Raw genomic sequence first — 21,848 nt, forward strand, 5'->3', positions numbered from 1 at the left:
CGCCCCCGCCCGCCGGGGGCCCACCACCCCCTGTTTTGTGGGTGGGGGGCGGCGGGGGGGGTTTTTAGAACGGGGGGGGGGGCCCCCCCCCCACCCCCCCCCCCCCCCCCCCGCTCCAGGTCCGATCGGGTCAGGCCGACCGTCAGACCTCGACGACGACCGGAAGGATCATCGGGCGTCGACGGTAGGTGTCCGACACCCACTTGCCCACCGAACGGCGGATCAGCTGCTGGAGCTGGTGCACCTCCACGACCCCGTCGGAGGCGGACTTGGCCAGCGCCTCCTCGATCTTCGGGGCGACCGCGGTGAGTGCCGAGTCCTCGATGCCGGAGCCCCTGGCGTGCAGGTTCGGGCCGCCGACGATCTTGCCGGTGGTCGAGTCGACCACCACGAAGACCGAGATGAAGCCCTCGTCGCCGAGGATGCGGCGGTCCTTGAGGTGGGCTTCGGTGACATCGCCGACGGAGAGCCCGTCCACGTACACGTAACCCGCCTGGACCTTGCCGACGATCTTGGCCCTGCCGTCGACCAGGTCGACGACCACGCCGTCCTCGGCGATGACGATGTGGTCCTTCGGCACGCCGGTGAGGGCGCCCAGCTCGGCGTTGGCGCGCAGGTGGCGCCATTCGCCGTGGACCGGCATCAGGTTCTTGGGCTTGCAGATGTTGTAGAAGTACAGCAGCTCGCCGGCCGACGCGTGGCCCGAGACGTGCACCTTGGCGTTGCCCTTGTGGACGACGTTCGCGCCCCAGCGGGTCAGGCCGTTGATCACGCGGTAGACCGCGTTCTCGTTGCCCGGGATGAGCGAGGACGCCAGGATCACCGTGTCGCCGGGGACGATCCGGATCTGGTGGTCGCGGTTGGCCATCCGGGACAGCGCCGCCATGGGCTCGCCCTGGGAGCCGGTGCAGACCAGCACGACCTCGTCGTCCGGCAGGTCGTCGAGGGTCTTCACGTCGACGACGAGGCCCGCGGGGACCTTGAGGTAGCCCAGGTCACGGGCGATGCCCATGTTGCGGACCATCGAGCGGCCGACGAAGGCGACCCGGCGGCCGTACTCGTGGGCGGCGTCCAGGATCTGCTGGATGCGGTGCACGTGGCTGGCGAAGCTCGCCACGATGATGCGCTTCTGGGCGCTCGCGAAGACGTTCCGCAGCACGTTCGAGATCTCGCGCTCCGGCGGGACGAAGCCCGGGACCTCGGCGTTCGTGGAGTCCGAGAGCAGGAGGTCGATGCCCTCCTCGCTGAGGCGGGCGAACGCGTGCAGGTCGGTCAGCCTGCGGTCCAGCGGGAGCTGGTCCATCTTGAAGTCGCCGGTGGCGACGACCAGGCCCGCGGGGGTGCGGATGGCGACCGCGAGGGCGTCCGGGATGGAGTGGTTGACCGCGATGAACTCGCAGTCGAAGGGGCCGAGGTTCTCGCGCTCGCCCTCCTTCACCTCCAGCGTGTACGGACGGATCCGGTGCTCCTGGAGCTTCGCCTCGATCAGGGCGAGCGTCAGCTTGGAGCCGATCAGCGGGATGTCCGGCTTGAGGCGCAGCAGGTACGGGACACCACCGATGTGGTCCTCGTGCCCGTGCGTCAGGACGATGCCCTCGATGTCGTCGAGGCGGTCCCGCAGGGTGGTGAAGTCCGGCAGGATCAGGTCGATGCCGGGCTGCTCCTCCTCGGGGAAGAGGACGCCGCAGTCGACGATGAGCAGGCGGCCGCCGTACTCGAAGACCGTCATGTTGCGGCCGATCTCGCCGAGGCCGCCGAGCGGGGTGATGCGCAAGCCGCCCTTGGGGAGCTTGGGCGGGGCGCCGAGTTCGGGATGCGGATGACTCAAAAGACTCTCCTCACCACACACGCCACGTACCGCTTGGGCACGTGGCGCGCATGACATTCGTGCACTTGCTGTTGTCTGTCGTTCTTTCGGATATTCAGTTGTGAAGTCTGTTGGCTAGAGCTGTACCCCGCCGGCAGCAAGATCGATCTTGAGCTGCGCGAGCTCCTGCTCGGAGAGCTCCACCAGCGGCAGCCTCAGCGGTCCGGCCGGCAGGCCCTGGAGCGCGAGCGCCGCCTTGGTGGTGATGACGCCCTGGGTGCGGAACATACCCGTGAAGACGGGGAGCAGCTTCTGGTGGATCTCCGTGGCCTTCCGCACGTCGCCCGCGTTGTGGGCGTCGAGCAGGGCGCGGAGCTCCGGGCTGACCACGTGGCCCACGACCGAGACGAATCCGACGGCGCCGACCGAGAGCAGCGGGAGGTTCAGCATGTCGTCGCCGGAGTACCAGGCGAGGCCGGAGCGGGCGATGGCCCAGCTCGCGCGGCCGAGGTCGCCCTTGGCGTCCTTGTTGGCCACGATACGCGGGTGCTCGGCGAGGCGCACCAGGGTTTCGGTGTCGATCGGGACGCCGCTGCGGCCGGGGATGTCGTAGAGCATCACCGGGAGGCCGGTTGCGTCCGCGATCGCCGTGAAGTGGCGGCGCAGGCCTTCCTGCGGGGGCTTGTTGTAGTACGGCGTGACGGCGAGGAGGCCGTGCGCGCCGTCGCGCTCCGCGGTGCGGGCGAGCTCGATGGAGTGGCGGGTGTCGTTGGTGCCGATGCCCGCGACGATGTGGGCGCGGTCTCCCACGGCCTCCAGCACGGCCCGTACGAGCTCCGATTTCTCCGCGTCGCTGGTGGTGGGGGACTCGCCGGTGGTGCCGTTGATGATCAGGCCGTCGTTGCCTGCGTCCACCAGGTGGGCGGCGAGCCGCTGGGCGCCGTCGACGTCGAGTGCGCCGTCCGCCGTGAAGGGCGTGACCATGGCGGTGAGGACCCGCCCGAAGGGGGTCTGCGGAGTGGAGATCGGAGCCATGGGTAACACGCTACTCGTTGCGCAGCGCGCGGTGTCCCCTCGGGTGACGTGATGTACGGCGGCAAAGGCGGGCAAAGGGAGCCCGGCGCTGCCTGCTCGGGGGTTCAAGCAGCGCCGGGTCCGTTTGATCAGCCTAGATGAACTTCGCGAAAGGGTGCAATACGGACACCACTCAAGGGGCGACGCGTCCGTTGGCGTTGAAGGCGGCGTAGGTGAGCGGCATGAGCTTCGCCCACTGCTCCTCCATCTTCTCGCCGACCATCTCGATCTCCCGCTGCGGGAAGGACGGCACGGTCGCCAGCTCGTGCTGGGTGCGCAGGCCGAGGAAGTGCATCAGCGAGCGGGCGTTGCAGGTCGCGTACATCGAGGAGAACAGGCCGACCGGGAGGACCGAGCGGGCCACCTCGCGGGCGACGCCCTCGGCGAGCATCTCCTGGTAGGCGGCGTACGACCGGCGGTACGACTCCTCCATCGACTCCGAGACGACCTTGTGCTGCTCGGGCGTGCCCTCGACGAAGACGTACTTGCCGGGGCGGCCCTCCTGGACCAGCCTGCGGTCCGTGCCGGGGACGTAGAAGACCGGCTCCAACTGGCGGTAGCGGCCCGACTCCTCGTTGTACGACCAGCCCACGCGGTGCCGCATGAACTCGCGGAACACGAAGATCGGGGCGCTGATGAAGAAGGTCATCGAGTTGTGCTCGAAGGGGCTGCCGTGGCGGTCCCGCATCAGGTAGTTGATCAGGCCCTTGGAGCGCTCGGGGTCCTTCTGGAGCTCTTCGAGCGACTGCTCGCCTGCGGTGGAGACCCGGGCGGCCCACAGCACGTCGGAGTCGGCGGCTGAGTGCTTGACCAGCTCGACCGTGACGTCGCTGCGGAAGCTGGGGGTCGTCTCTGTGGGGGTATCGGGCACCAACGGTTCCTTGTCTCTTGCTCGACCTCGGCGGCGTCCACCCTACGGCCACGCCTCCCTGCCGCGTACCAGGCGGGCTGGCGCCGACCGTCTTTGGCCAATTCGGGGAAATCGGGCACCAAATCGTTCGGATGTGCGTCTGTACCAGTAGAAGCGCCCAGTCACAGACGCCCAAGGAGTGGTGCCCTCATGTTTCGCCGGCGAGAGGCCGTCCCGTTCGCATTCGTCGCCGAGGCCGACAGGTTTCGGAGCAACGTCGAGCCGCCCCCGCGCGAGCGCCCCAGCGCGTCGACGATCCTCGGCCGGAGTCTGATCGGCCTGACGGTCGCCGGTGGCCTGGTCGGAGCGCTGCTGCTGGGCGTCCCCGCGCTCTCGTACGACCAGTCGCCGAGCCATACGCAGAAGTCGGAGGCGTCGGACGGCCGCTGAGCCGTCGGGCCCCGGCCTGACTCGTACGGCCCCCCTGGGGTGGTCCGCCGTTGACCGCCTGGGTAGCCTCACCGGGCACAGCCAATCGAGCGTGCTCATGAGTGAGGATCAGTCGTGCCCCTGCAATTCCTGACGGTCGACCGTGCCTTTGACGCCGACGCGGCGGACGTCGCGCTGCCGTTCGACGACCACGACCGCTGGCGCAGGCCCTACCGCCCGGGACCGTGGCGGGTCGCCGCCGCGGCGACGCTGCTGCTGCTCGCCTCGTTCGTGCTGCTCGCGACGGTGATCATCGCGGCCGCCGGAGAACTGACCGGCGCCGCGGTCTGCGCGGGGCTCGCCGCCGCGGTGATCCTCAGCGCGCTGCGGCTGCTGCGCGTCGGTGCCTGGGTGAGCCGGCACGGCGTGCGGCGGATCGGCTTCTTCTCGACGAGCACCCTCGCCTGGAACAAGGTCAGCGAGGTGCGCACGGTCCAGCAGCCGGTGCGGTGGCTCGGGCTGCCGCGGACCGTGCAGGGACAGGCCCTGGTCCTCGTGCGCGAGGGCGGCGGGAGCAGCAGGGCGCTGTTCACCGACCGCAGCGCGGACTTCCTGTCGCGTACGGAGGCGTTCGACCGGGCCGCCGACTCCATCGAGGTCTGGGCGGACGAGTACCGCCACTGAGCCGCGCGGCCGCTGAGCCGCGCGGCCCTTCAGACGTTGATCGCCCTGCCCTCGTGCAGGGCGATCGCGCGTTGCATCGCCTTGCGGGCCCTCGGGGTGTCCCGGGCGTCGTGGTAGGCGACCGCGAGCCGGAACCAGCAGCGCCAGTCCCCCGGTGTGTCCTCGGTCTCCGCACGGCGCCTGGCGAAGACCTCGTCGGCGGAGTCGCGGTCGATGCGGCCCGACGGCGTGCGCTTCAGCTCGTCGACGGGCAGCGCGCCCTCGGCTTCGAGCTCGGCCGCCAGGGCGTTGGCCTTCTTGACGAACTGGGTGTTCTTCCAGAGGAACCAGACGCCGATGACCGGCAGGATCAGCACGGCCACGCCGAACGTGACCGTGAGCAGCGTGCCGTGCTTGATGAGCAGCACGCCACGGCTGCCGACCAGGACGAAGTAGAAGACCAGGACGGCGGCCGTGACGAAGTAGGTGATCTTTGCGCGCATGGCGGTCAGTTCAGGTCCAGGAAGTGTTCCAGGCCGAAGGTGCGGCCCGGGGTGGTCACCACGCGGCGGGCGCCGAGCAGGATGCCCGGCATGAAGCTGCTGTGGTGCAGGGAGTCGTGGCGGACCGTCAGGGTCTCGCCCTCGCCGCCGAGCAGGACCTCCTGGTGGGCCAGGAGGCCGCTCAGCCGGATCGAGTGGACCGGAATCCCGTCGACGTTCGCGCCGCGGGCGCCGTCCAGGGCCGTGGTGGTGCCGTCCGGCGCCGGGGCGGTGCCCGCTTCGGCGCGGGCCGCCGCGATCAGCTGGGCGGTGCGGGTCGCGGTGCCCGACGGGGCGTCGACCTTGTGCGGGTGGTGCAGCTCGACGACCTCGACGGACTCGAAGTACGGGGCCGCGATCTGGGCGAACTTCATCGTCAGGACGGCGCCGATGGAGAAGTTCGGGGCGATGAGCACACCGGTGGCGGGGGAAGCCGCCAGCCAGGTGTCGAGCTGCGCGAGGCGCTCGTCGGTCCAGCCGGTGGTGCCGACGACGGCGTGGATTCCGTGACGTACGCAGAAGTCGAGGTTGTCCATCACCGATGCGGGCGTGGTCAGTTCGACCGCGACCTGGGCGCCGGACTCCGTGAGGGCGTCCAGCGAGTCGCCCCGGCCGAGGGCGGCGACCAGCTCCATGTCGGCGGCGGCCTCGACCGCCTTGACGGCCTCCGAGCCGATGCGGCCCTTAGCGCCGATGACCGCCACGCGCAGCTTGCTCATGTTCCTTGATTCCTTACGGGAGTTAGCTGACCGCTTCGTGGAGGCGGTCGGCCTGCTTGTCCTTCAGGGGCCCGATCACCGACAGGGACGGGCGCTGTCCCAGGATCTCGTGGGCCACTTCCCGCACCTCGTCGGGGGTGACCGCCGCTATCCGGGCGAGCATGTCGTCGACCGACATCTGCGCGCCCCAGCACAGTTCGCTCTTGCCGATGCGGTTCATCAGCGCGCCGGTGTCCTCCAGGCCGAGGACCGTGGAGCCGGAGAGCTGGCCGACCGCGCGGCCGATCTCCTCGTCGGTCAGGCCGTCGGACGCGACGCGGTCGAGCTCGTCGCGGCAGATCTTGAGCACGTCGTGCACCTGGCTCGGGCGGCAGCCCGCGTACACCCCGAAGAGGCCGCAGTCGGCGAAGCCCGAGGTGTACGAGTACACGCTGTAGGCGAGGCCGCGCTTCTCCCGCACCTCCTGGAAGAGGCGGGACGACATGCCGCCGCCGAGCGCGGTGTTCAGCACGCCGAGCGCCCAGCGGCGCTCGTCGGTGCGGGCCAGGCCCGGCATGCCGAGGACGACGTGCGCCTGCTCGGTCTTGCGGTTGATCAGCTCGACGCGGCCCGCGGTCTTGATCCGGCGGTGTCCCTCGCGGGGGGCGACCGGCAGGGCCGCCGTGTCGGCGAGCGCGCCCGCCCGCTCGAACGCCCTGCGGACCTGGCGCACGACCGTGGCGTGGTCGACGTTGCCCGCGGCCGCGACCACGAGGTGGCGCGGGTCGTAGTGCTTCTTGTAGAAGCGGGCGATCTGCGGGCGCGTCAGGGCGTTGATCGTGTCGACCGTGCCGAGGACCGGGCGGCCCAGCGGCGTGTCGCCGAGCATGGTGTGCGCGAACAGGTCGTGCACGCAGTCGCCCGGGTCGTCCTCGGTCATCGCGATCTCTTCGAGGATGACGCCGCGTTCGGCGTCCACGTCCTCTTCGAGGATCAGCGAGTCGGTCAGCATGTCGCAGACGACGTCGATGGCGAGCGGCAGGTCGGTGTCGAGGACCCGCGCGTAGTAGCAGGTGAACTCCTTCGCGGTGAAGGCGTTCATCTCGCCGCCGACCGCGTCGAGCGCGGCCGAGATGTCGAGGGCGCTGCGCCGCTTGGTGCCCTTGAAGAGCAGGTGCTCCAGGTAGTGCGTGGCGCCGTTGAGCGTGGGCGTCTCGTCGCGGGAGCCGACCTGGACCCAGATGCCGAAGGTCGCGGAGCGGACCGAGGGCAGGGTCTCGGTGACGACGCGCAGGCCGCCGGGCAGGGTGGTGCGACGGACCGTGCCGATGCCGTTGCTGCCCTTGAGGAGTGTTTGGGTACGGGCGACGGCCCGCCCCTCCGAAGAGGGGCGGGCCGTCGTCCTGGTGCTACGCGACGTCACTTGTCGGTGTCGTCCTTCTTGTCGTCGTCGTTCTCTTCGCCCTCGATGACCGGGATCAGGGAGAGCTTGCCGCGCGAGTCGATCTCGGCGATCTCGACCTGGACCTTGGAGCCGACCGCGAGCACGTCCTCGACGTTCTCCACGCGCTTGCCACCGGCGAGCTTGCGGATCTGCGAGATGTGCAGCAGGCCGTCCTTGCCCGGGAGCAGGGAGACGAAGGCACCGAAGGTGGTGGTCTTGACGACCGTGCCCAGGTACCGCTCGCCGACCTCCGGCATGGTCGGGTTGGCGATGCCGTTGATCGTGGCGCGGGCGGCCTCGGCGGCCGGGCCGTCGGCGGCACCGATGTAGATGGTGCCGTCGTCCTCGATCGTGATGTCGGCGCCGGTGTCCTCCTGGATCTGGTTGATCATCTTGCCCTTGGGGCCGATGACCTCACCGATCTTGTCCACCGGGATCTTGACGGTGATGATGCGCGGCGCGTTCGGGGACATCTCGTCCGGAACGTCGATCGCCTCGTTCATCACGTCGAGGATGTGCAGCCGCGCGTCGCGGGCCTGCTTCAGCGCGGCGGCCAGGACCGAGGCGGGGATGCCGTCGAGCTTGGTGTCGAGCTGGAGCGCGGTGACGAACTGCTTCGTACCGGCGACCTTGAAGTCCATGTCGCCGAACGCGTCCTCGGCGCCGAGGATGTCGGTCAGGGCGACGTAGTGCGTCTTGCCGTCGATCTCCTCGGAGATCAGGCCCATGGCGATGCCGGCGACGGCGGCCTTGAGGGGCACACCGGCGTTCAGCAGCGACATGGTGGAGGCGCAGACCGAGCCCATGGACGTCGAGCCGTTGGAGCCCAGCGCCTCGGAGACCTGGCGGATCGCGTAGGGGAACTCCTCGCGCGTCGGCAGGACCGGCACGATCGCGCGCTCGGCGAGCGCGCCGTGGCCGATCTCGCGGCGCTTGGGGGAGCCGACGCGGCCCGTCTCGCCGACGGAGTACGGCGGGAAGTTGTAGTTGTGCATGTAGCGCTTGCGGGTCACCGGGGAGAGGGTGTCCAGCTGCTGCTCCATGCGGAGCATGTTGAGGGTGGTGACGCCCAGGATCTGGGTCTCGCCACGCTCGAACAGCGCCGAGCCGTGCACGCGCGGGATGGCCTCGACCTCGGCGGCGAGCGTACGGATGTCCGTGACGCCGCGGCCGTCGATGCGGACCTTGTCCTTGATGACGCGCTCGCGGACCAGCTTCTTGGTCAGCGAGCGGTACGCGGCGGAGATCTCCTTCTCGCGGCCCTCGAAGGCCGGGAGGAGCTTCTCGGCGGCGATCTCCTTGACGCGGTCCAGCTCCGTCTCGCGCTCCTGCTTGCCCGCGATGGTGAGGGCGGCGGAGAGCTCGGGGGTGATCGCGGCGGCCAGCGCCTCCAGGACGTCGTCCTGGTAGTCGAGGAAGACCGGGAACTCGCCCTCGGGCTTGGCGGCCTTGGCGGCGAGGTCCGACTGGGCCTTGCAGAGGGCCTTGATGAAGGGCTTCGCGGCTTCCAGACCGGCGGCGACGACCTCCTCGGTGGGGGCCTCGGCGCCGTCCTTGACGAGCTGGATGGTCTTCTCGGTGGCCTCGGCCTCGACCATCATGATCGCGACGTCGCCGTCCTCCAGGACGCGACCGGCGACGACCATGTCGAAGACGGCGTCCTCAAGCTCGGTGTGCGTCGGGAACGCGACCCACTGGCCCTTGATCAGCGCGACACGGGTGCCGCCGATCGGGCCGGAGAAGGGCAGGCCGGCCAGCTGCGTGGAGCAGGAGGCGGCGTTGATCGCGACCACGTCGTACAGGTGGTCGGGGTTGAGCGCCATGATCGTCTCGACGATCTGGATCTCGTTGCGCAGGCCCTTCTTGAAGGAGGGGCGCAGCGGCCGGTCGATCAGGCGGCAGGTGAGGATCGCGTCCTCGGAGGGGCGGCCCTCCCGGCGGAAGAAGGAGCCGGGGATCTTGCCCGCGGCGTACTGCCGCTCCTCGACGTCCACCGTGAGGGGGAAGAAGTCGAGCTGGTCCTTGGGGCGCTTGGAGGCGGTGGTCGCCGACAGCACCATGGTGTCGTCGTCGAGGTACGCCACGGCGGAGCCGGCGGCCTGCTTGGCCAGGCGGCCCGTCTCGAAGCGGATGGTGCGGGTGCCGAAGGTGCCGTTGTCGATGACGGCCTCGGCGTAGTGGGTCTCGTTCTCCACTAGCGTTTTCTCCGATACTTTTTCGTCTTCCGCCCCTCCGCCCGTGTGGCGGTGGGGCGTGGCGGAGAAGCGCGCTCCTGCTGCGGGCCGGTCTTCGATCGAAGCTCCCGGGGTCTTCGTACCTGACGTGCTCCGGGGGCCACTACCGAGGACCGGCGGCGGGGGGCGCTGCTTCACGCCTTCTTCGTTTGTTGCGTCTTACCAGACTACTGAGACTCTGGTAAGGAGCGCATGTACAGCAAAAGGAGCGGCCCCCTCAGTGTGGGAACCGCTCCCTTCACGGCGACTTACTTGGCGCCGCCGGCCGCACCGCGGCGGATGCCCAGGCGGTCGACCAGCGCACGGAAGCGCTGGATGTCCTTCTTGGCCAGGTACTGGAGCAGGCGGCGACGCTGGCCGACCAGGATCAGCAGACCACGACGGGAGTGGTGGTCGTGCTTGTGCGTCTTGAGGTGCTCCGTCAGGTCCGAGATGCGGCGGGAGAGCATGGCGACCTGGACCTCGGGGGATCCGGTGTCACCCTCCTTCTGACCGAACTCGGACATGATCTGCTTCTTCGTAGCGGCGTCGAGCGGCACGCGTACTCCTCAGTATTGTTCGATGCGCCCACGAGTGCCCCTGGTCTTGGTCTCAGGGGAGCTTCCGTGACTCGGAGGCGAAGGTCCGATGAGCGCAGCTCCCAGCATCCGGTTTCACCCGGTCCGGGGGCGCGTACACAAACGGCCGTCACACAGAGTACCAGGCCCGCTCAGGAGGTCATCACCCGGATGGCGCGGTAGACGTCGAAGACGGCGAGGACCAGGGGCAGCAGCGTCAGCAGGACGGCGGCCTCGACCAGCTCCAGGACGCGGCCCCAGAAGGGGGTGACGCCCTTGCGGGGCACGATCAGGGCGATGGCGGCGAGGACCGCCGCGGTGGCGGCGACGGCCGCGGCCAGCCAGGTGGTCCGCAGGTCGAGGGCGGCGGTGTCGCCCGCGAGCGCCTCGCGCAGGGGGCCCCGCGGCGGGTTCAGGGCGAGGCCGAGGCCCAGCAGGAGGAGCACGCCGAGGCCGCCCGCGAGGGCTCCGGCGACCTGCGCCGCGTAGCGGAAGAGGTGGGCGCGGGTCAGCAGGGCGATGCCGGTGGCCAGGGCCAGGAGCTGTCCCCACGGGTCGCCGGAGAAGCCCAGCACCGCCGCCGCGCCGACCGCGACGAGGGCGCAGCCGCCGACGAGGCCGACCAGCAGTTCGTGGCCGCGTGCCGCTTGCGCGGCGATGCGCTCGGGGTCGTAAGGGCCCTGGGACCCGGGGCCGTAAGACCCCTGGAGCCCGGAGGCGTACGGCCCCCCGGGCTCGGAGGCGTACGGCCTCCGGGACTCGGAGGCGTGCGACCCCTGGCGCTCGTCGGAGGTGTCACCGTGGTCGATCAGGGTCGTACGGGGGGCGTCGAAGCCGACGGGGAGGCGCGCGAATCGGGTCGCGAGCCCCGGGAGGAAGGCGAGCGCCCCCACGGCGACCGGTGAGCACATCGCGGCGGCCTCGACCGGTTCCAGTCCGGCGGTGCTCGCGGTGAACAGGGCCAGGACGCCGGTCGCCGCGGCGGCGGCGAACGCCACGAAGGGGCCGTCGCCGCCGGGCGCCGCGATCGTCAGGACCAGGGCCGCGATCAGGACGGCCGCGCAGGCCAGCAGCGCCTGGAGGCGGCCGACGCCCTGGCCGGCGCCGAGCGGCAGCAGGCCGGAGCCCGCGACGGCGGCGTGCGCGAAGGCGGCGGCGCCGAGGGCGAGGGACGCGGCCCCGTCGTCGTACACCCTGGCCCGTACCGCCGAAAGAGTGACGAGCAGTACGGCGGTGACGGCGGCCAGGACTCCCGGCAGGCCGTGCGTGTCGTGGCCGGGGGCCGCGCTCCACAGCACCAGGGCGAGGAGTACGAGCAGGGCGGACGCGCCGAAGAGTCCGGCGGCGCGGGTCAGGGCGGCGGACCAGAAGGTGCGGTCGCGGGCGACGACGGAGGCCACCGCGTCGGAGACGTCGTCGAAGACGGCGGGCGGCAGGGACTCGGCGAAGGGGCGCAGCGAGAGCAGCTCGCCGTCGGGGATCCGCTGGGCGGCGAGGGTGCGGGCGCTGTCGAGGACGGAGCCGTCGCGGCGCACCAGGTGGTAGCCGACGGGGGCGCCGCGGTCCTGGACCTGCCCGGACAGCCGCAGGATCTCGGGCTGGAGGTCGGCGAGCGGGACGTCCTCGGGGAGCGCCACGTCGACGCGACTGTCGGGGGCGACGACGGTGACGCGGCAGAAGCCGGTGCCGCGGGCGGCGGGGCGCACGGTGCCGGGGCCTGCGCCGGGTGCCGTGCCGGGGCCTGCGGGGTGACCCTCGGCGGGTCCGTTGACGGACGGTGCCGCGGATCCGTCTTGGCCGGATACCGCGCCCGTCGGCCGGGTCGACGTGCTCACTTGCCGTTCCCTCTCGTGGAAGCCGTCGCGCGGTGGCCGAAAGTCCGCTGCCCTCACGGCAGTTCGCGACTGCGTACGGATTTCTCGGCACCCTAGCGCCTGTGGGCCGCCCATAGGATCGCCGCACGGATCAGAACGCGTCGGCGCGGGGCGCTGCCTGCAAGAAGGCTTCCCCGCAAGGGGGTTGGTGGGATCGTGGGTCACTCCGTCGTCAAGCGCCCGCCGCGAGCCCTCCCCCTTCGGGTGCCCGACGGACAGGTGCAGTTGCAACCCCCTCCGGAGCTGCCGCGCGGGCAGAAGGAGGGGGTGCTGATGCAGATCCTGCCCATGCTCGGCATGGGCGGTTCGGTCGTGTTCTTCTTCATGACCCCGAACCGGATCATGCGGATCATGGGCATGGTGATGATCGCGTCGACGATCGCCATGGCCGTCGCGATGCTGGTGCGCCACCGGCGCGGCACCCAGGGGCAGCTCGCCGACATCCGGCGCGACTACCTCAAGTACCTGACGCGCACGCGGCGTTCGGTGCGGCGCACCGCCCGGTCGCAGCGCGACGCCCAGTTGTACCTGCATCCGGCGCCCGAACAGCTGTGGGCGCTGGTCGCTGAGGGCAGCCGGGTGTGGGAGCGGCGCGCGGGCGACGAGGACTTCGGGCAGGTGCGGGTGGGCCTGGGGACGCAGCGGCTCGCGACGCCGCTGGTCGCGCCGGAGACGGCGCCCGTGGACGAGCTGGAACCGCTCGCCGCCGGGGCGATGCGGCAGTTCCTCGACGCGCACGGCACCCTGGACGGCCTGCCGGTGGCGGTCTCGCTGCGCGCGTTCTCGCGGCTCACGGTCGGTGGTGACGCCGCCTCGGCGCGGGCCGCCGTGCGCGCGATGGTCGCTTCGCTCGCCTCGCTGCACTCCCCCGACGACCTGGTCGTCGCGATCGCGGCGGGCCCGGACGCGGCCGACGGGTGGGAGTGGGCGAAGTGGCTGCCGCACGTGCAGGACGAGGGCGCCACGGACGGCGCGGGCAGCAGACGGCTGATGACCGAGGACGCGTACGCGCTGGAGGAACTGCTCGCGGCGCGGCTGGCGGGCAGGCCACGCTTCCACCCGGGCGGTCAGCCGCTGATGGACCGGCCGCACCTGGTGGTGGTGCTGGACGGGGCTCCGCTGTCGCCGGTGTCGGTGCTGGGGGCGTCGGTCGTGCCCGGCCCTTCGGGCTTTCCCGGTTCCGGTCCCGGTTCCGGTCCCGGTGCCGGTTCCTCCGGTGCGGGCCCTTCAGGACCGGCTGAAGGGTTGCAGGGCGTGACCGTCGTGGAGATCGTGCCGGGCGAGGCGGCCGGGACGAGTGAGGTGGTCGGGACGGGCGAGGCGGTCGGGGCGCTGGGTGGGCTCTCCGTGTGCGTACGGCCCGGTGCGCTGCGCCTGGAGTCGGCGGACGGGCTGGTGTACGAGGGTGCTCCCGACGCACTGAGCCGCGAGGCGGCCGAGGCGCTGGCCCGCCAGCTCGCCCCGCTGCGCATGCCGTCGGGCGGCAACGGCGAAGAACCGCTGCTCACCCGGCTCGACTTCACCGAGCTGCTCGGGCTCGGCGACGCGGATTCCGTGGACGTCGAACGGACGTGGCGGCCGCGCTCCCGGTCGGAGCGGCTGCGGGTGCCGATCGGGGTCGGGGTGGACGGGGCGCCCGTGCTGTTCGACCTCAAGGAGGCCGCGCAGGAGGGGATGGGGCCGCACGGGCTGTGCGTGGGGGCGACCGGGTCGGGCAAGTCGGAGCTGCTGCGGACGCTGGTGCTCGGGCTGGCCGTCACGCACACGTCCGAGACGCTGAACTTCGTCCTCGCGGACTTCAAGGGCGGGGCGACCTTCGCGGGGATGGCCCGGATGCCGCACGTGGCCGCCGTGATCACCAACCTCGCGGACGACCTGACGCTGGTGGACCGCATGGGCGACTCCATCCGGGGCGAGCTGAACCGCCGCCAGGAGACGCTGCGCGACGCGGGAAATTTCGCCAACGTCCACGACTACGAAAGGGCGCGGGCCGCGGGCGCCGCGCTGCCGCCGATCGCCTCGCTGGTGCTGGTCATCGACGAGTTCAGCGAGCTGCTGACGGCGAAGCCCGACTTCATCGAGATGTTCGTGCAGATCGGCCGCATCGGCCGCTCGCTCGGCGTGCACCTGCTGCTGGCCTCGCAGCGCCTGGAGGAGGGGCGGCTGCGCGGACTGGAGACGTACCTCTCCTACCGCGTCGGCCTGCGCACCTTCTCGGCCGCGGAGTCGCGGGCCGCGCTCGGGGTGCCGGACGCGTACGAGCTGCCGAACGTGCCGGGGTCGGGCTTCTTGAAGTTCGGTACGGACGACATGGTGCGGTTCAAGGCGGCGTACGTCTCCGGTGAGTACCGCTCGGCCGCCTGCCCTTCGGCGGGTGCGGCGGGTGCGGCGGGCGGGGTGCTGCCCGCGGACCGGAGGCCGGTGCTGTTCACGGCGGCGGAGGTGGCGGCACCTTCGGCGGGGGCGGGGGCGCCCTCGGCGGGTGGGGCGGCGCCTTCGGTGGGTACGGGGGTGCCGGAGCCCCGGACGGCTCCCCCTGTGTCCGGCCCCGCCGCCGAGTCCGTACTGGACGTGATCGTGCGGCGGCTTGAGGGACAGGGGGTCGCGGCACACCGGGTGTGGCTGCCGCCGCTGGACAGCCCGCCCACGATGGACGAGCTGCTGCCGGGGCTGACTGCGGTGCCGGGACGCGGCCTCACGGTGCCCGACCACCCGGGTGCGGGGCGGCTCGTCGTACCGCTGGGCATTGTCGACAAGCCGTACGAGCAGCGGCGCGACACGCTCTACCGGGACTTCTCCGGAGCCGCGGGCCACATGCAGGTCACGGGCGGTCCGCAGTCCGGCAAGTCGACGCTGCTGCGGGCGCTGATCAGCGGGTTCGCGCTGACGCACACGCCGTACGAGGTGCAGTTCTACGGGCTGGACTTCGGCGGCGGCTCGTTGGCGTCGGTCTCCGGACTCCCCCACGTCGGCGCGGTCGCCTCGCGGCTGGACCCGGAGCGGGTGCGGCGGACGGTCGCGGAGGTGCACGGGATCATGGCGCGGCGCGAGGAGTACTTCCGCAGCGCCGGAATCGACTCGATCTCGACGTTTCGCGAGCTGCGGGCGCGGGGGGCGGTGTCGGTGGCGGACCAGCCGTGGGGCGACGTGTTCCTGGTGATCGACGGCTGGGGCGGCTTCCGTACGGACTACGAGCCGCTGGAGCCCGTCGTGGTGGACATCGCGGCACGGGGGCTCGGCTACGGCATCCACCTCGTACTGACGGCGTCGCGGTCCATGGAGGTGCGGGCGAACCTCAAGGACCACCTGATGAACCGGCTGGAGCTGCGGCTCGGCGACACGATGGACTCGGAGCTGGACCGCAAGGCGGCGGGCAACGTGCCCACCGGGGTGCCGGGGCGCGGGATCACTCCGGAGAAGCTGCACTTCATGGCGGCGGTGCCGCGGATCGACGGGGTCGGTTCGGACGCGGGCCTCGCGGAGGCGGTGGCGTCGATGACGCGGGAGGTCGCCCGGCACTGGACGGCGCCCGGGGCGCCCGCCGTGCGGCTGCTGCCGCGGCTGCTCCCGGCGGGCGAACTGCCCGCGGGCGGGGCCCGGCCGGAGCGGGGAGTGGCGTTCGGGCTGGACGAGAGCGACCTGGAGCCGGTGTTCGTGGACTTCGAGCACGATCCGTTCTTCGTGGTGTTCGGGGAGGGCGAGTCGGGCAAGTCGAACCTGCTGCGGCTGCTGATCGGGCGGTTGTCGCAGCGGTACGGCGGGAACGCCTGCAAGTTCTTCGTGATCGACAACCGCAGGACGCTGCTGGAGGCGACGCCGCGCACGCACCTGGCGGAGTACGTCCCGATGTCGAACGCGATGGACCACCACGTGGACGCGCTGCACGGCCTGATGCGGCGCAGGACGCCGTCGGCGGGGGTCACGGCGGAGGAGCTGCGGAACCGGAGCTGGTGGCGGGGGCCCGATGTGTACGTGGTGATCGACGACTACGACCTGGTGTCGACGTCGAGCGGCAACCCGCTGGCGAAGCTCACGGAACTCCTCCCGTTCGCCCGCGACGTGGGCGTCCGCTTCATCGTGGCCCGCAACTCGGCGGGCGCGAGCAGGGCGACGTACGAGCCCTTCATGCAACGCCTGCTGGAACTGGGCGCGCAGGGCGTGCTCCTGTCGGGCGACCCGAGCGAGGGCGACCTCCTGGGCAACGCCCGCCCCCGCCCGATGCCTGCGGGACGCGGCGTCTTCGTTTCACGGCGGCGGGGGCAGCGGTTGGTGCAGACGGGGCTGGTGGAAACGGAGGGAGCGGAGTGATGAGCGGGGACGTCCGCCCCCGGGGAACCGCGGCGAACGCGTCAACCCGCAAGTGCGTCGCCCACCCCGTCCCCCCATCGCTTCGAGATACACACGTTCGTGGCTTCTCCGCCTTCTCCGGTGTCAACTCGCCCTTCTCCGTAGCTACGTTGGAAGTCGGGACGATCATCCGGATGGCGAGTGCGGGGAGGGGCTAGGGATGGGGCTGGGGCTGGGGACGGGAATGACGTGGGACGAGTGGGACCGGCTCAAGGCCGACGCCGCCGAGCGGCACACCCGGATGCGGCTCGACATGATCGACGGCGGCGGCAGCGCCGGGAGCGACCGGGGCGATCTCAAGGTCTCCCAGAAGGACCTGGCCGTCGTCGGCGACGCGGCGTTCGCCCTTCGGCAAGGGCTGGCCCGAGACGGGAACCACGCCCGCGCGACGAGCGACGCGGCAGCCAAGAAGCTGGCGGGCGAGGGTTACTCGCTCGGCAGCGCCCTCTCCCACGTGACGAAGCGGTGGGAGGAGCAGACGCAGTCGCTCCTGGACGCGTGCGCCCACATCTCCAACCATCTGGACTTCACCCGGAAGGTGCACGCCGCGGACGACGACCACGTCTTCCTGACGGTCAGCGCCATCTCCCAGCTGGACCAGGGTTTCGACGAAGGAGTACGGCGCTGATGCGCTTCGACTCCCTCCTGGCCGGGAACTTCGGCAGCCTCCACGAGACGATCGCGGAGTGGCAGCAGCTCCTCGGCAAGCTGGACGCCCTGCGGCGGCAGGCGGACGACGGCATGAGGGCCAAGGCGTTCAAGGCCGACTGGGCCGGCGTCAACGCGGCCGTCACGCGCGAGTTCATCGCGAAGACGGCCGGTGAGTTCGGCGACGCCAGGACCCAGGCGACGACCATCTGCGGCATCCTGCGCGACACGCACGGCGAGCTGGCCAGGTTCCACGAACAGCTCGTCGCGGCCGTGAACCGTGCGACGGCGAAGGACCTCGCGGTGCGCGACACCGGTGACGGCGGCTTCACCGTCACCGTACGGAGTGCTCATCCGGGCCAGGAGGCGGAGGGGCCGCACCGCGCGCCCGAGAAGGGGGCGCACGACGTCCACGAGCTGAAGGCCGAGATCCAGCGGATCCTCAACCAGGCCGCCGAGAGCGACGACAGCGCGGCCGAGGCCCTGCGGCTGGTCGTGGACCAGGCGAAGTACGGCTTCTCGGAGGCCCGTTACCGGGACCGGGATTCGGCGGCCCGCGCCGTCCGTGCCGCCAAGGAGGTGGCCGCGCTGGTCAAGAAGGACCCGGCAGCGGTGACCAACACGGAGTTGGCCCGGGTGAACGGCATGCTGGCGAAGTACCGGAACGACCCGCTCTTCGCCGAGAAGTTCGCCACCGACGCGGGCCCCCGGACGATCCTGGAGTTCTACGCGGGGGTCGCCGACCCGTTCGGCCCCACGCACGATCCGGCACGCGGCGAGCAGGCCAAGCAGCTCCAGAGGAACCTCGGCCTGGTCCTGGGCACGGCGACCCGGTCGGACAGCGCCCGGATGGAGAGCTGGGAGCGGAAGATGGTCGACCTCGGCGCGCCCCGGCTCGGAATCGCCGCGGCCGGGGGTCCTCACGGCTTCGTCGTCATGAGCAACCTCATGCGGTTCGGCAACTACGACGACCAGTTCCTGAACAACTACGGCGACGAGCTCGTCGCCTACGACAAGAAGCACAACGTCAAGGACTTGAATCCCTGGATCAACAACACGAGCCAGGGCGATCTCAACTTCTGGGGCGGGAACGACCGCGGTCGGGACCCCATGACCGGTTTCCTCCAGGCCCTCGGTCACAATCCCGACGCCGCGACACAGTTCTTCAGCCGTCCGGCGGGCGCGGAAGGACCGGTCTCGACGGCCGACGACCTCAGCGAGAACCTCACGTACCTGGCGAAGGACCGGCTGTGGAGCCCGGACGCACCGCCGGTCGGCGGCGACAGCAGGCACGTCGCGGGCCTCGACGCCTTCGGCCACGCGCTTGAGGCGGCGACCACGGGTTACGCGTACGACTCGTCGGAGCTCACTCGTACGGGTACGGATGCGGGTGGTGATACGGGTGGGGATACGAGGTCTCCCGGCGACCCGGACCGCAGGACCGCGGCCACCGCGGGCGTGATGGAGCAGGTCGCGTACCTGTACGGAAGTCCGGACGGCGCGAAGCTTCTGCACGGTCAGCCGGAACTGGGCGACAGCCTCGGCCGGATCGCGTCCGCCCACATCGACGACATCAACTGGGCGCTGAGCGAGAACGATCCGGACAGCATGTTCGCCAACGCCGACCACGCCCGGTTCGGCCGGGTGAACGCGGCGCACTTCCTGAGCACGCTCGGGCAGAACCCCGATGCCTACGCGGCGATCTCCACCGCCGAGAAGGTCTACACGGCGAGCATGCTCGAAGCGCAGGTGTCCGCGGACGGGAAGATCGACGAGGGCGGTGCGCGTGCCGCCGTGAAGATCGGCGCGGAGGTGCACGGCACGATCGACCAGGCGCGGGCGAACCAGGTCGAGGCCGAGGGCCTCAAGAAGGACGCAGACTACAACAAGGCGATGGAGGAACGGGCCGGTTGGATCCAACTGGGCTCGGGCGCGGCCATCGCCGCCGGCGTCGCCTTCCTCCCGGCAGCACCGGCAGTGGGCCTCGCGGCAACGCTGGTGCCACTGGCTACGGACACCGGGAGCGCGGTGGCCGAGGAGCTTGTGAACAAGGCGATCAGTGGGTGGTCGGAGACTTCTCAGGAGCAGCATTCGAACGATCTAAAGGAGCAAGTCAAGGAGCAAAGAGACAGGATCTACGAGCATGGAAAGTTGACCACCGACGAACCCCTTAAGAACTTCAGGGAGAAGCATGGAATCCGCAGCGAGGAAATCTTCGGACAAGATCTCGGTGATTCCCGAGACATCGGATACAGCAAGGGTTGCGACTGGGAGGATCGAACGGGAAATCCTTCAGAAACCAGCTGACAACACCTCGCCCCAGATCCGTCCGAAGCCAGGCTGGATTGCCTTATCGACGGCTGCTCTTGCGATCCTAATCTCCGCCTGCACCAACAACACGCCTCACGACACTCATCTCAAAACGATCTCGGCAAAAGAACTATGCGGGGGCACCTTCTCTCACCGAGCGGCACAATCTCTGGACCTCGCGATCGGAACTCAAACCTATCCCCATCGCGGAACCAGGCGCAGCGCAAAGGAGACTGCGGAGCGGATTACGCGAGCACATAACGGAACGGCTACAGGAGGAGACAACGGCATAATCTTTTGCTCAATTTACCGAAACGAAGAAGAAAAGCTCTCCGCCGCAACAATCGAATACGAACTACCTCCTGAGGAATTCGCCAAAACCAGGAAGCACGCCCCGGATCTGTCACCGTACCAGATTGGTCGGAAAACTTTCAGCGGCCCTAGATCCGCATATCTATACTTTGACTGCGTCAGCCCAAAAATGAAAAATGAGCGAGCCTTGATCCTGGGAAGCTTCCGGATTAGAGAAAAGCCGAGGGTGAATCCGCAGAAACTGCGAGAAGCGAACCTCACCGTTCTTCACTCCGCTTCCCTCGCCCTGGCTAAAGAACTCAACTGCAAGAACAACGGCGGACTCGCCGAGCAAGTCGTGTTGAAACCTGGATTCCCTTTCTGAACTCAGCTCGGCACCGGGACGCGCAACAGCCCGCAGTCGATCCGGGCCGTCCGCTCGCGTCAGGATGACGGCCCGCTCTGCGGGGCAGTCCGGCTGGTGGATCGCCGTCGGACCGCTCAGGGTTCCTCGGCCCGACGAGTCGCCACTCGCGGAGATCCCGGCATCCACGTACACGACTCGGCCGTGGAAGAGGTACGACCGGCGGATGCCCGTAGTGATCGTCAGGCACAGATACGAGCGCTCGTAGTCCCCTGCGCCGATGTAGTCGCACGTCCGCCGGGGGTCCGGCGGACGGACCCGGTGGACGGCAACGTTCACGCCGGGTCCTCGGCCGCTTCCCCGCAGTCGTACCGATCACTACCGGTGCCTCCGGCTTCGGCGCGCCCGTACAGCCTTCCGGTAGCGCCAGCCAGGCCCCGCGTGCCCGGGGCCGTGCCCAGCGTGCCACCGTCCAGCGGCGTCATCCGCGTGGAACCGCCTCGCTCTCGTCCGCCGCCTCCAGGCGGCACACGCCCGTAGTGCCGTAGGGCCATAGGGGCTTCGCGCAGAGAGCCTCGCCTGGGCCGGTCTGATGCCCGCAGGCCCTCCTCCCTCCCGAGCAACGCCGATACGTCACTCTCGCTCAGCGCTCCCCGGCACACCCCGCCACCGGGGACTTCGGCTACCGCGACAACCGCCACGCAGCGAAGCCCCGTGAGGAGCGGGGCTACTGGAAGTTCATGGCCGCGCGGTGGTCGCCCGCCCTGTAGGCGGGGGCCGCTTCGCGGACCGCGCGGGAGATGGCTACGAGGGCGTTGTGGATGTTCCTGGCCTCCACGTCCCACTTGCGCTGCTCCTCGTCGTACACGGTCTTGGCCTCGCCCTGCCAGACCTCCGCGACCGAAGCGATCTTCGCCTTGATCATCGCCAGGTCGGATTCGAGCTTCCTGCCCTGCTGGTCGATGGCGGTGGCGGCCTGGTCGAGGCTGCTGTACGTGACGACCATCGTGCCGTCGTTGTTGGTCACGGCTCCTCCTGAAGGGGGTGGGGGTGGGGTGAGTGCGGCGGAAGGTCAGAGGGAGCTGAGGCCCGAGGTGGCCGCGCGGGTCGCGGCCGCGTCGCCCTGGTAGCCGCTGACGACGTCGACGCCCCGCATGGCGGCGAGGACTTCGTCGTCGGTGTTGCCCGCGATGGTGCGGGCGGCCTTGATCGCCTCCTGGAACTTGAGGAGTTGCCTGGCGATCTTGGCCATGCTCTGGTTGATCTCGGTCTGCTTCTGGTTGAAGGCTCCGGCGCCGATGCCTCGCCAGGCGCCTTCCAGGCCGTCGATGGTGGCCTGGAGCTGGTGGAGTTGGCCCCTGACCGAGTCGAACCTCGCGGTGAGTTCGAGCTCCAGTTGTTGGAGGCTGTGGCCGTTGACCTTCTGGACTGCCATGGGCGGGTTCCTTTCTGGGTGATCTGGCTGGTACGGCGACGGCGGTGCGAGCGGGGTTCGTTCCGTCAGGCACTGCGGCGTCCGCGGATCACGACGAAGGCGGCTGCCATTCCTTGGCCTACTGGATCACTGGCGGCACGGTGCTTCTTCGCGACACCGCCCATGTCGCCTCTTCCGTCGAAGAGTCCGGGGAATCCGGGTAGTCCGGGCGGAGCGAATCGGATTCCTCCTCGCCGTTGTTCGGCCGGCCGCGGAACGCACTGCTCGGGGTGCTGCCGCCG

General features: G+C 70.2%; 16 protein-coding genes. 5 read left to right on the forward strand and 11 right to left on the reverse strand.

Translation table 11 applies throughout. From position 1 onward, the window contains the following. Nucleotides 1-142 precede the first annotated feature (142 nt). From ACIBNE_RS38680 to thyX, 3 genes are all read right to left on the reverse strand, one after another. Nucleotides 143-1,828 (reverse strand): ribonuclease J, encoded by a 1,686-nt coding sequence (locus ACIBNE_RS38680; RefSeq protein ID WP_399280329.1) that lies wholly within the window; start codon nucleotides 1,826-1,828, stop codon nucleotides 143-145. Nucleotides 1,829-1,942: 114 nt separating this feature from the next. After that, on the reverse strand, nucleotides 1,943-2,842 hold the full coding sequence (dapA, locus tag ACIBNE_RS38685) for a 4-hydroxy-tetrahydrodipicolinate synthase (protein WP_399280330.1): 900 nt from the start codon (nucleotides 2,840-2,842) through the stop codon (nucleotides 1,943-1,945). Nucleotides 2,843-3,014: 172 nt separating this feature from the next. Beyond that, the gene (thyX, locus tag ACIBNE_RS38690) at nucleotides 3,015-3,752 is read right to left on the reverse strand and encodes an FAD-dependent thymidylate synthase (RefSeq protein WP_399280332.1); all 738 of its coding nucleotides are present in this window, start codon (nucleotides 3,750-3,752) and stop codon (nucleotides 3,015-3,017) included. Nucleotides 3,753-3,941: 189 nt separating this feature from the next. Between thyX and ACIBNE_RS38695 the strand changes: the two genes are divergently transcribed. Then, nucleotides 3,942-4,181, forward strand: coding sequence for a hypothetical protein (locus ACIBNE_RS38695; RefSeq protein WP_399280334.1), 240 nt, complete (start codon nucleotides 3,942-3,944; stop codon nucleotides 4,179-4,181). Nucleotides 4,182-4,295: 114 nt separating this feature from the next. Then, entirely contained in the window at nucleotides 4,296-4,844 is a 549-nt protein-coding gene (locus tag ACIBNE_RS38700; RefSeq protein ID WP_399280336.1) for a hypothetical protein, read from the forward strand. Nucleotides 4,845-4,873: 29 nt separating this feature from the next. On the opposite strand, the gene ACIBNE_RS38705 is transcribed toward ACIBNE_RS38700, so the two are convergent. The 6 genes from ACIBNE_RS38705 to eccD form a co-directional block, all read right to left on the reverse strand. Next, nucleotides 4,874-5,326, reverse strand: a complete 453-nt coding sequence (locus ACIBNE_RS38705) for a hypothetical protein (protein WP_399280338.1) — start codon at nucleotides 5,324-5,326, stop codon at nucleotides 4,874-4,876. 5 nt (nucleotides 5,327-5,331) lie between these two features. Next, the gene (gene dapB / locus ACIBNE_RS38710; protein ID WP_399280339.1) at nucleotides 5,332-6,084 is read right to left on the reverse strand and encodes a 4-hydroxy-tetrahydrodipicolinate reductase; all 753 of its coding nucleotides are present in this window, start codon (nucleotides 6,082-6,084) and stop codon (nucleotides 5,332-5,334) included. A gap of 22 nt (nucleotides 6,085-6,106) precedes the next feature. Next, nucleotides 6,107-7,486 (reverse strand): M16 family metallopeptidase, encoded by a 1,380-nt coding sequence (locus ACIBNE_RS38715; protein ID WP_399280341.1) that lies wholly within the window; start codon nucleotides 7,484-7,486, stop codon nucleotides 6,107-6,109. Then, complete coding sequence (locus ACIBNE_RS38720) at nucleotides 7,483-9,702, reverse strand: polyribonucleotide nucleotidyltransferase (protein ID WP_399280343.1); 2,220 nt, start codon at nucleotides 9,700-9,702, stop codon at nucleotides 7,483-7,485. The genes ACIBNE_RS38715 and ACIBNE_RS38720 overlap by 4 nt, the downstream gene beginning before the upstream one ends. 287 nt (nucleotides 9,703-9,989) lie before the next feature. Beyond that, a complete protein-coding gene (gene rpsO / locus ACIBNE_RS38725; RefSeq protein WP_267056737.1) occupies nucleotides 9,990-10,280 on the reverse strand; it encodes a 30S ribosomal protein S15 in 291 nt (96 codons plus the stop codon). A gap of 170 nt (nucleotides 10,281-10,450) precedes the next feature. Continuing rightward, nucleotides 10,451-12,247, reverse strand: a complete 1,797-nt coding sequence (gene eccD / locus ACIBNE_RS38730; protein ID WP_399280346.1) for a type VII secretion integral membrane protein EccD — start codon at nucleotides 12,245-12,247, stop codon at nucleotides 10,451-10,453. 81 nt (nucleotides 12,248-12,328) lie between these two features. Between eccD and eccCa the strand changes: the two genes are divergently transcribed. From eccCa to ACIBNE_RS38745, 3 genes are all read left to right on the forward strand, one after another. Next, on the forward strand, nucleotides 12,329-16,480 hold the full coding sequence (gene eccCa / locus ACIBNE_RS38735; RefSeq protein ID WP_399280348.1) for a type VII secretion protein EccCa: 4,152 nt from the start codon (nucleotides 12,329-12,331) through the stop codon (nucleotides 16,478-16,480). Nucleotides 16,481-16,679: 199 nt separating this feature from the next. Then, on the forward strand, nucleotides 16,680-17,147 hold the full coding sequence (locus ACIBNE_RS38740) for a hypothetical protein (RefSeq protein WP_399280350.1): 468 nt from the start codon (nucleotides 16,680-16,682) through the stop codon (nucleotides 17,145-17,147). Then, entirely contained in the window at nucleotides 17,147-19,474 is a 2,328-nt protein-coding gene (locus tag ACIBNE_RS38745; protein WP_399280352.1) for a hypothetical protein, read from the forward strand. The genes ACIBNE_RS38740 and ACIBNE_RS38745 overlap by 1 nt, the downstream gene beginning before the upstream one ends. A gap of 1,385 nt (nucleotides 19,475-20,859) precedes the next feature. Here ACIBNE_RS38745 and ACIBNE_RS38750 read toward each other — a convergent pair. Both ACIBNE_RS38750 and ACIBNE_RS38755 read right to left on the reverse strand, forming a co-directional pair. Further along, complete coding sequence (locus tag ACIBNE_RS38750; protein ID WP_399280354.1) at nucleotides 20,860-21,159, reverse strand: WXG100 family type VII secretion target; 300 nt, start codon at nucleotides 21,157-21,159, stop codon at nucleotides 20,860-20,862. Between the two features lie 45 nt (nucleotides 21,160-21,204). Continuing rightward, nucleotides 21,205-21,567: a WXG100 family type VII secretion target gene (locus tag ACIBNE_RS38755; RefSeq protein ID WP_399280356.1), complete on the reverse strand. Its 363-nt coding sequence runs from the start codon at nucleotides 21,565-21,567 to the stop codon at nucleotides 21,205-21,207. Nucleotides 21,568-21,848 lie beyond the last annotated feature (281 nt).

The sequence above is a fragment of the Streptomyces sp. NPDC050504 genome, assembly GCF_044458065.1.
In the GTDB taxonomy this organism is placed as follows: domain Bacteria; phylum Actinomycetota; class Actinomycetes; order Streptomycetales; family Streptomycetaceae; genus Streptomyces.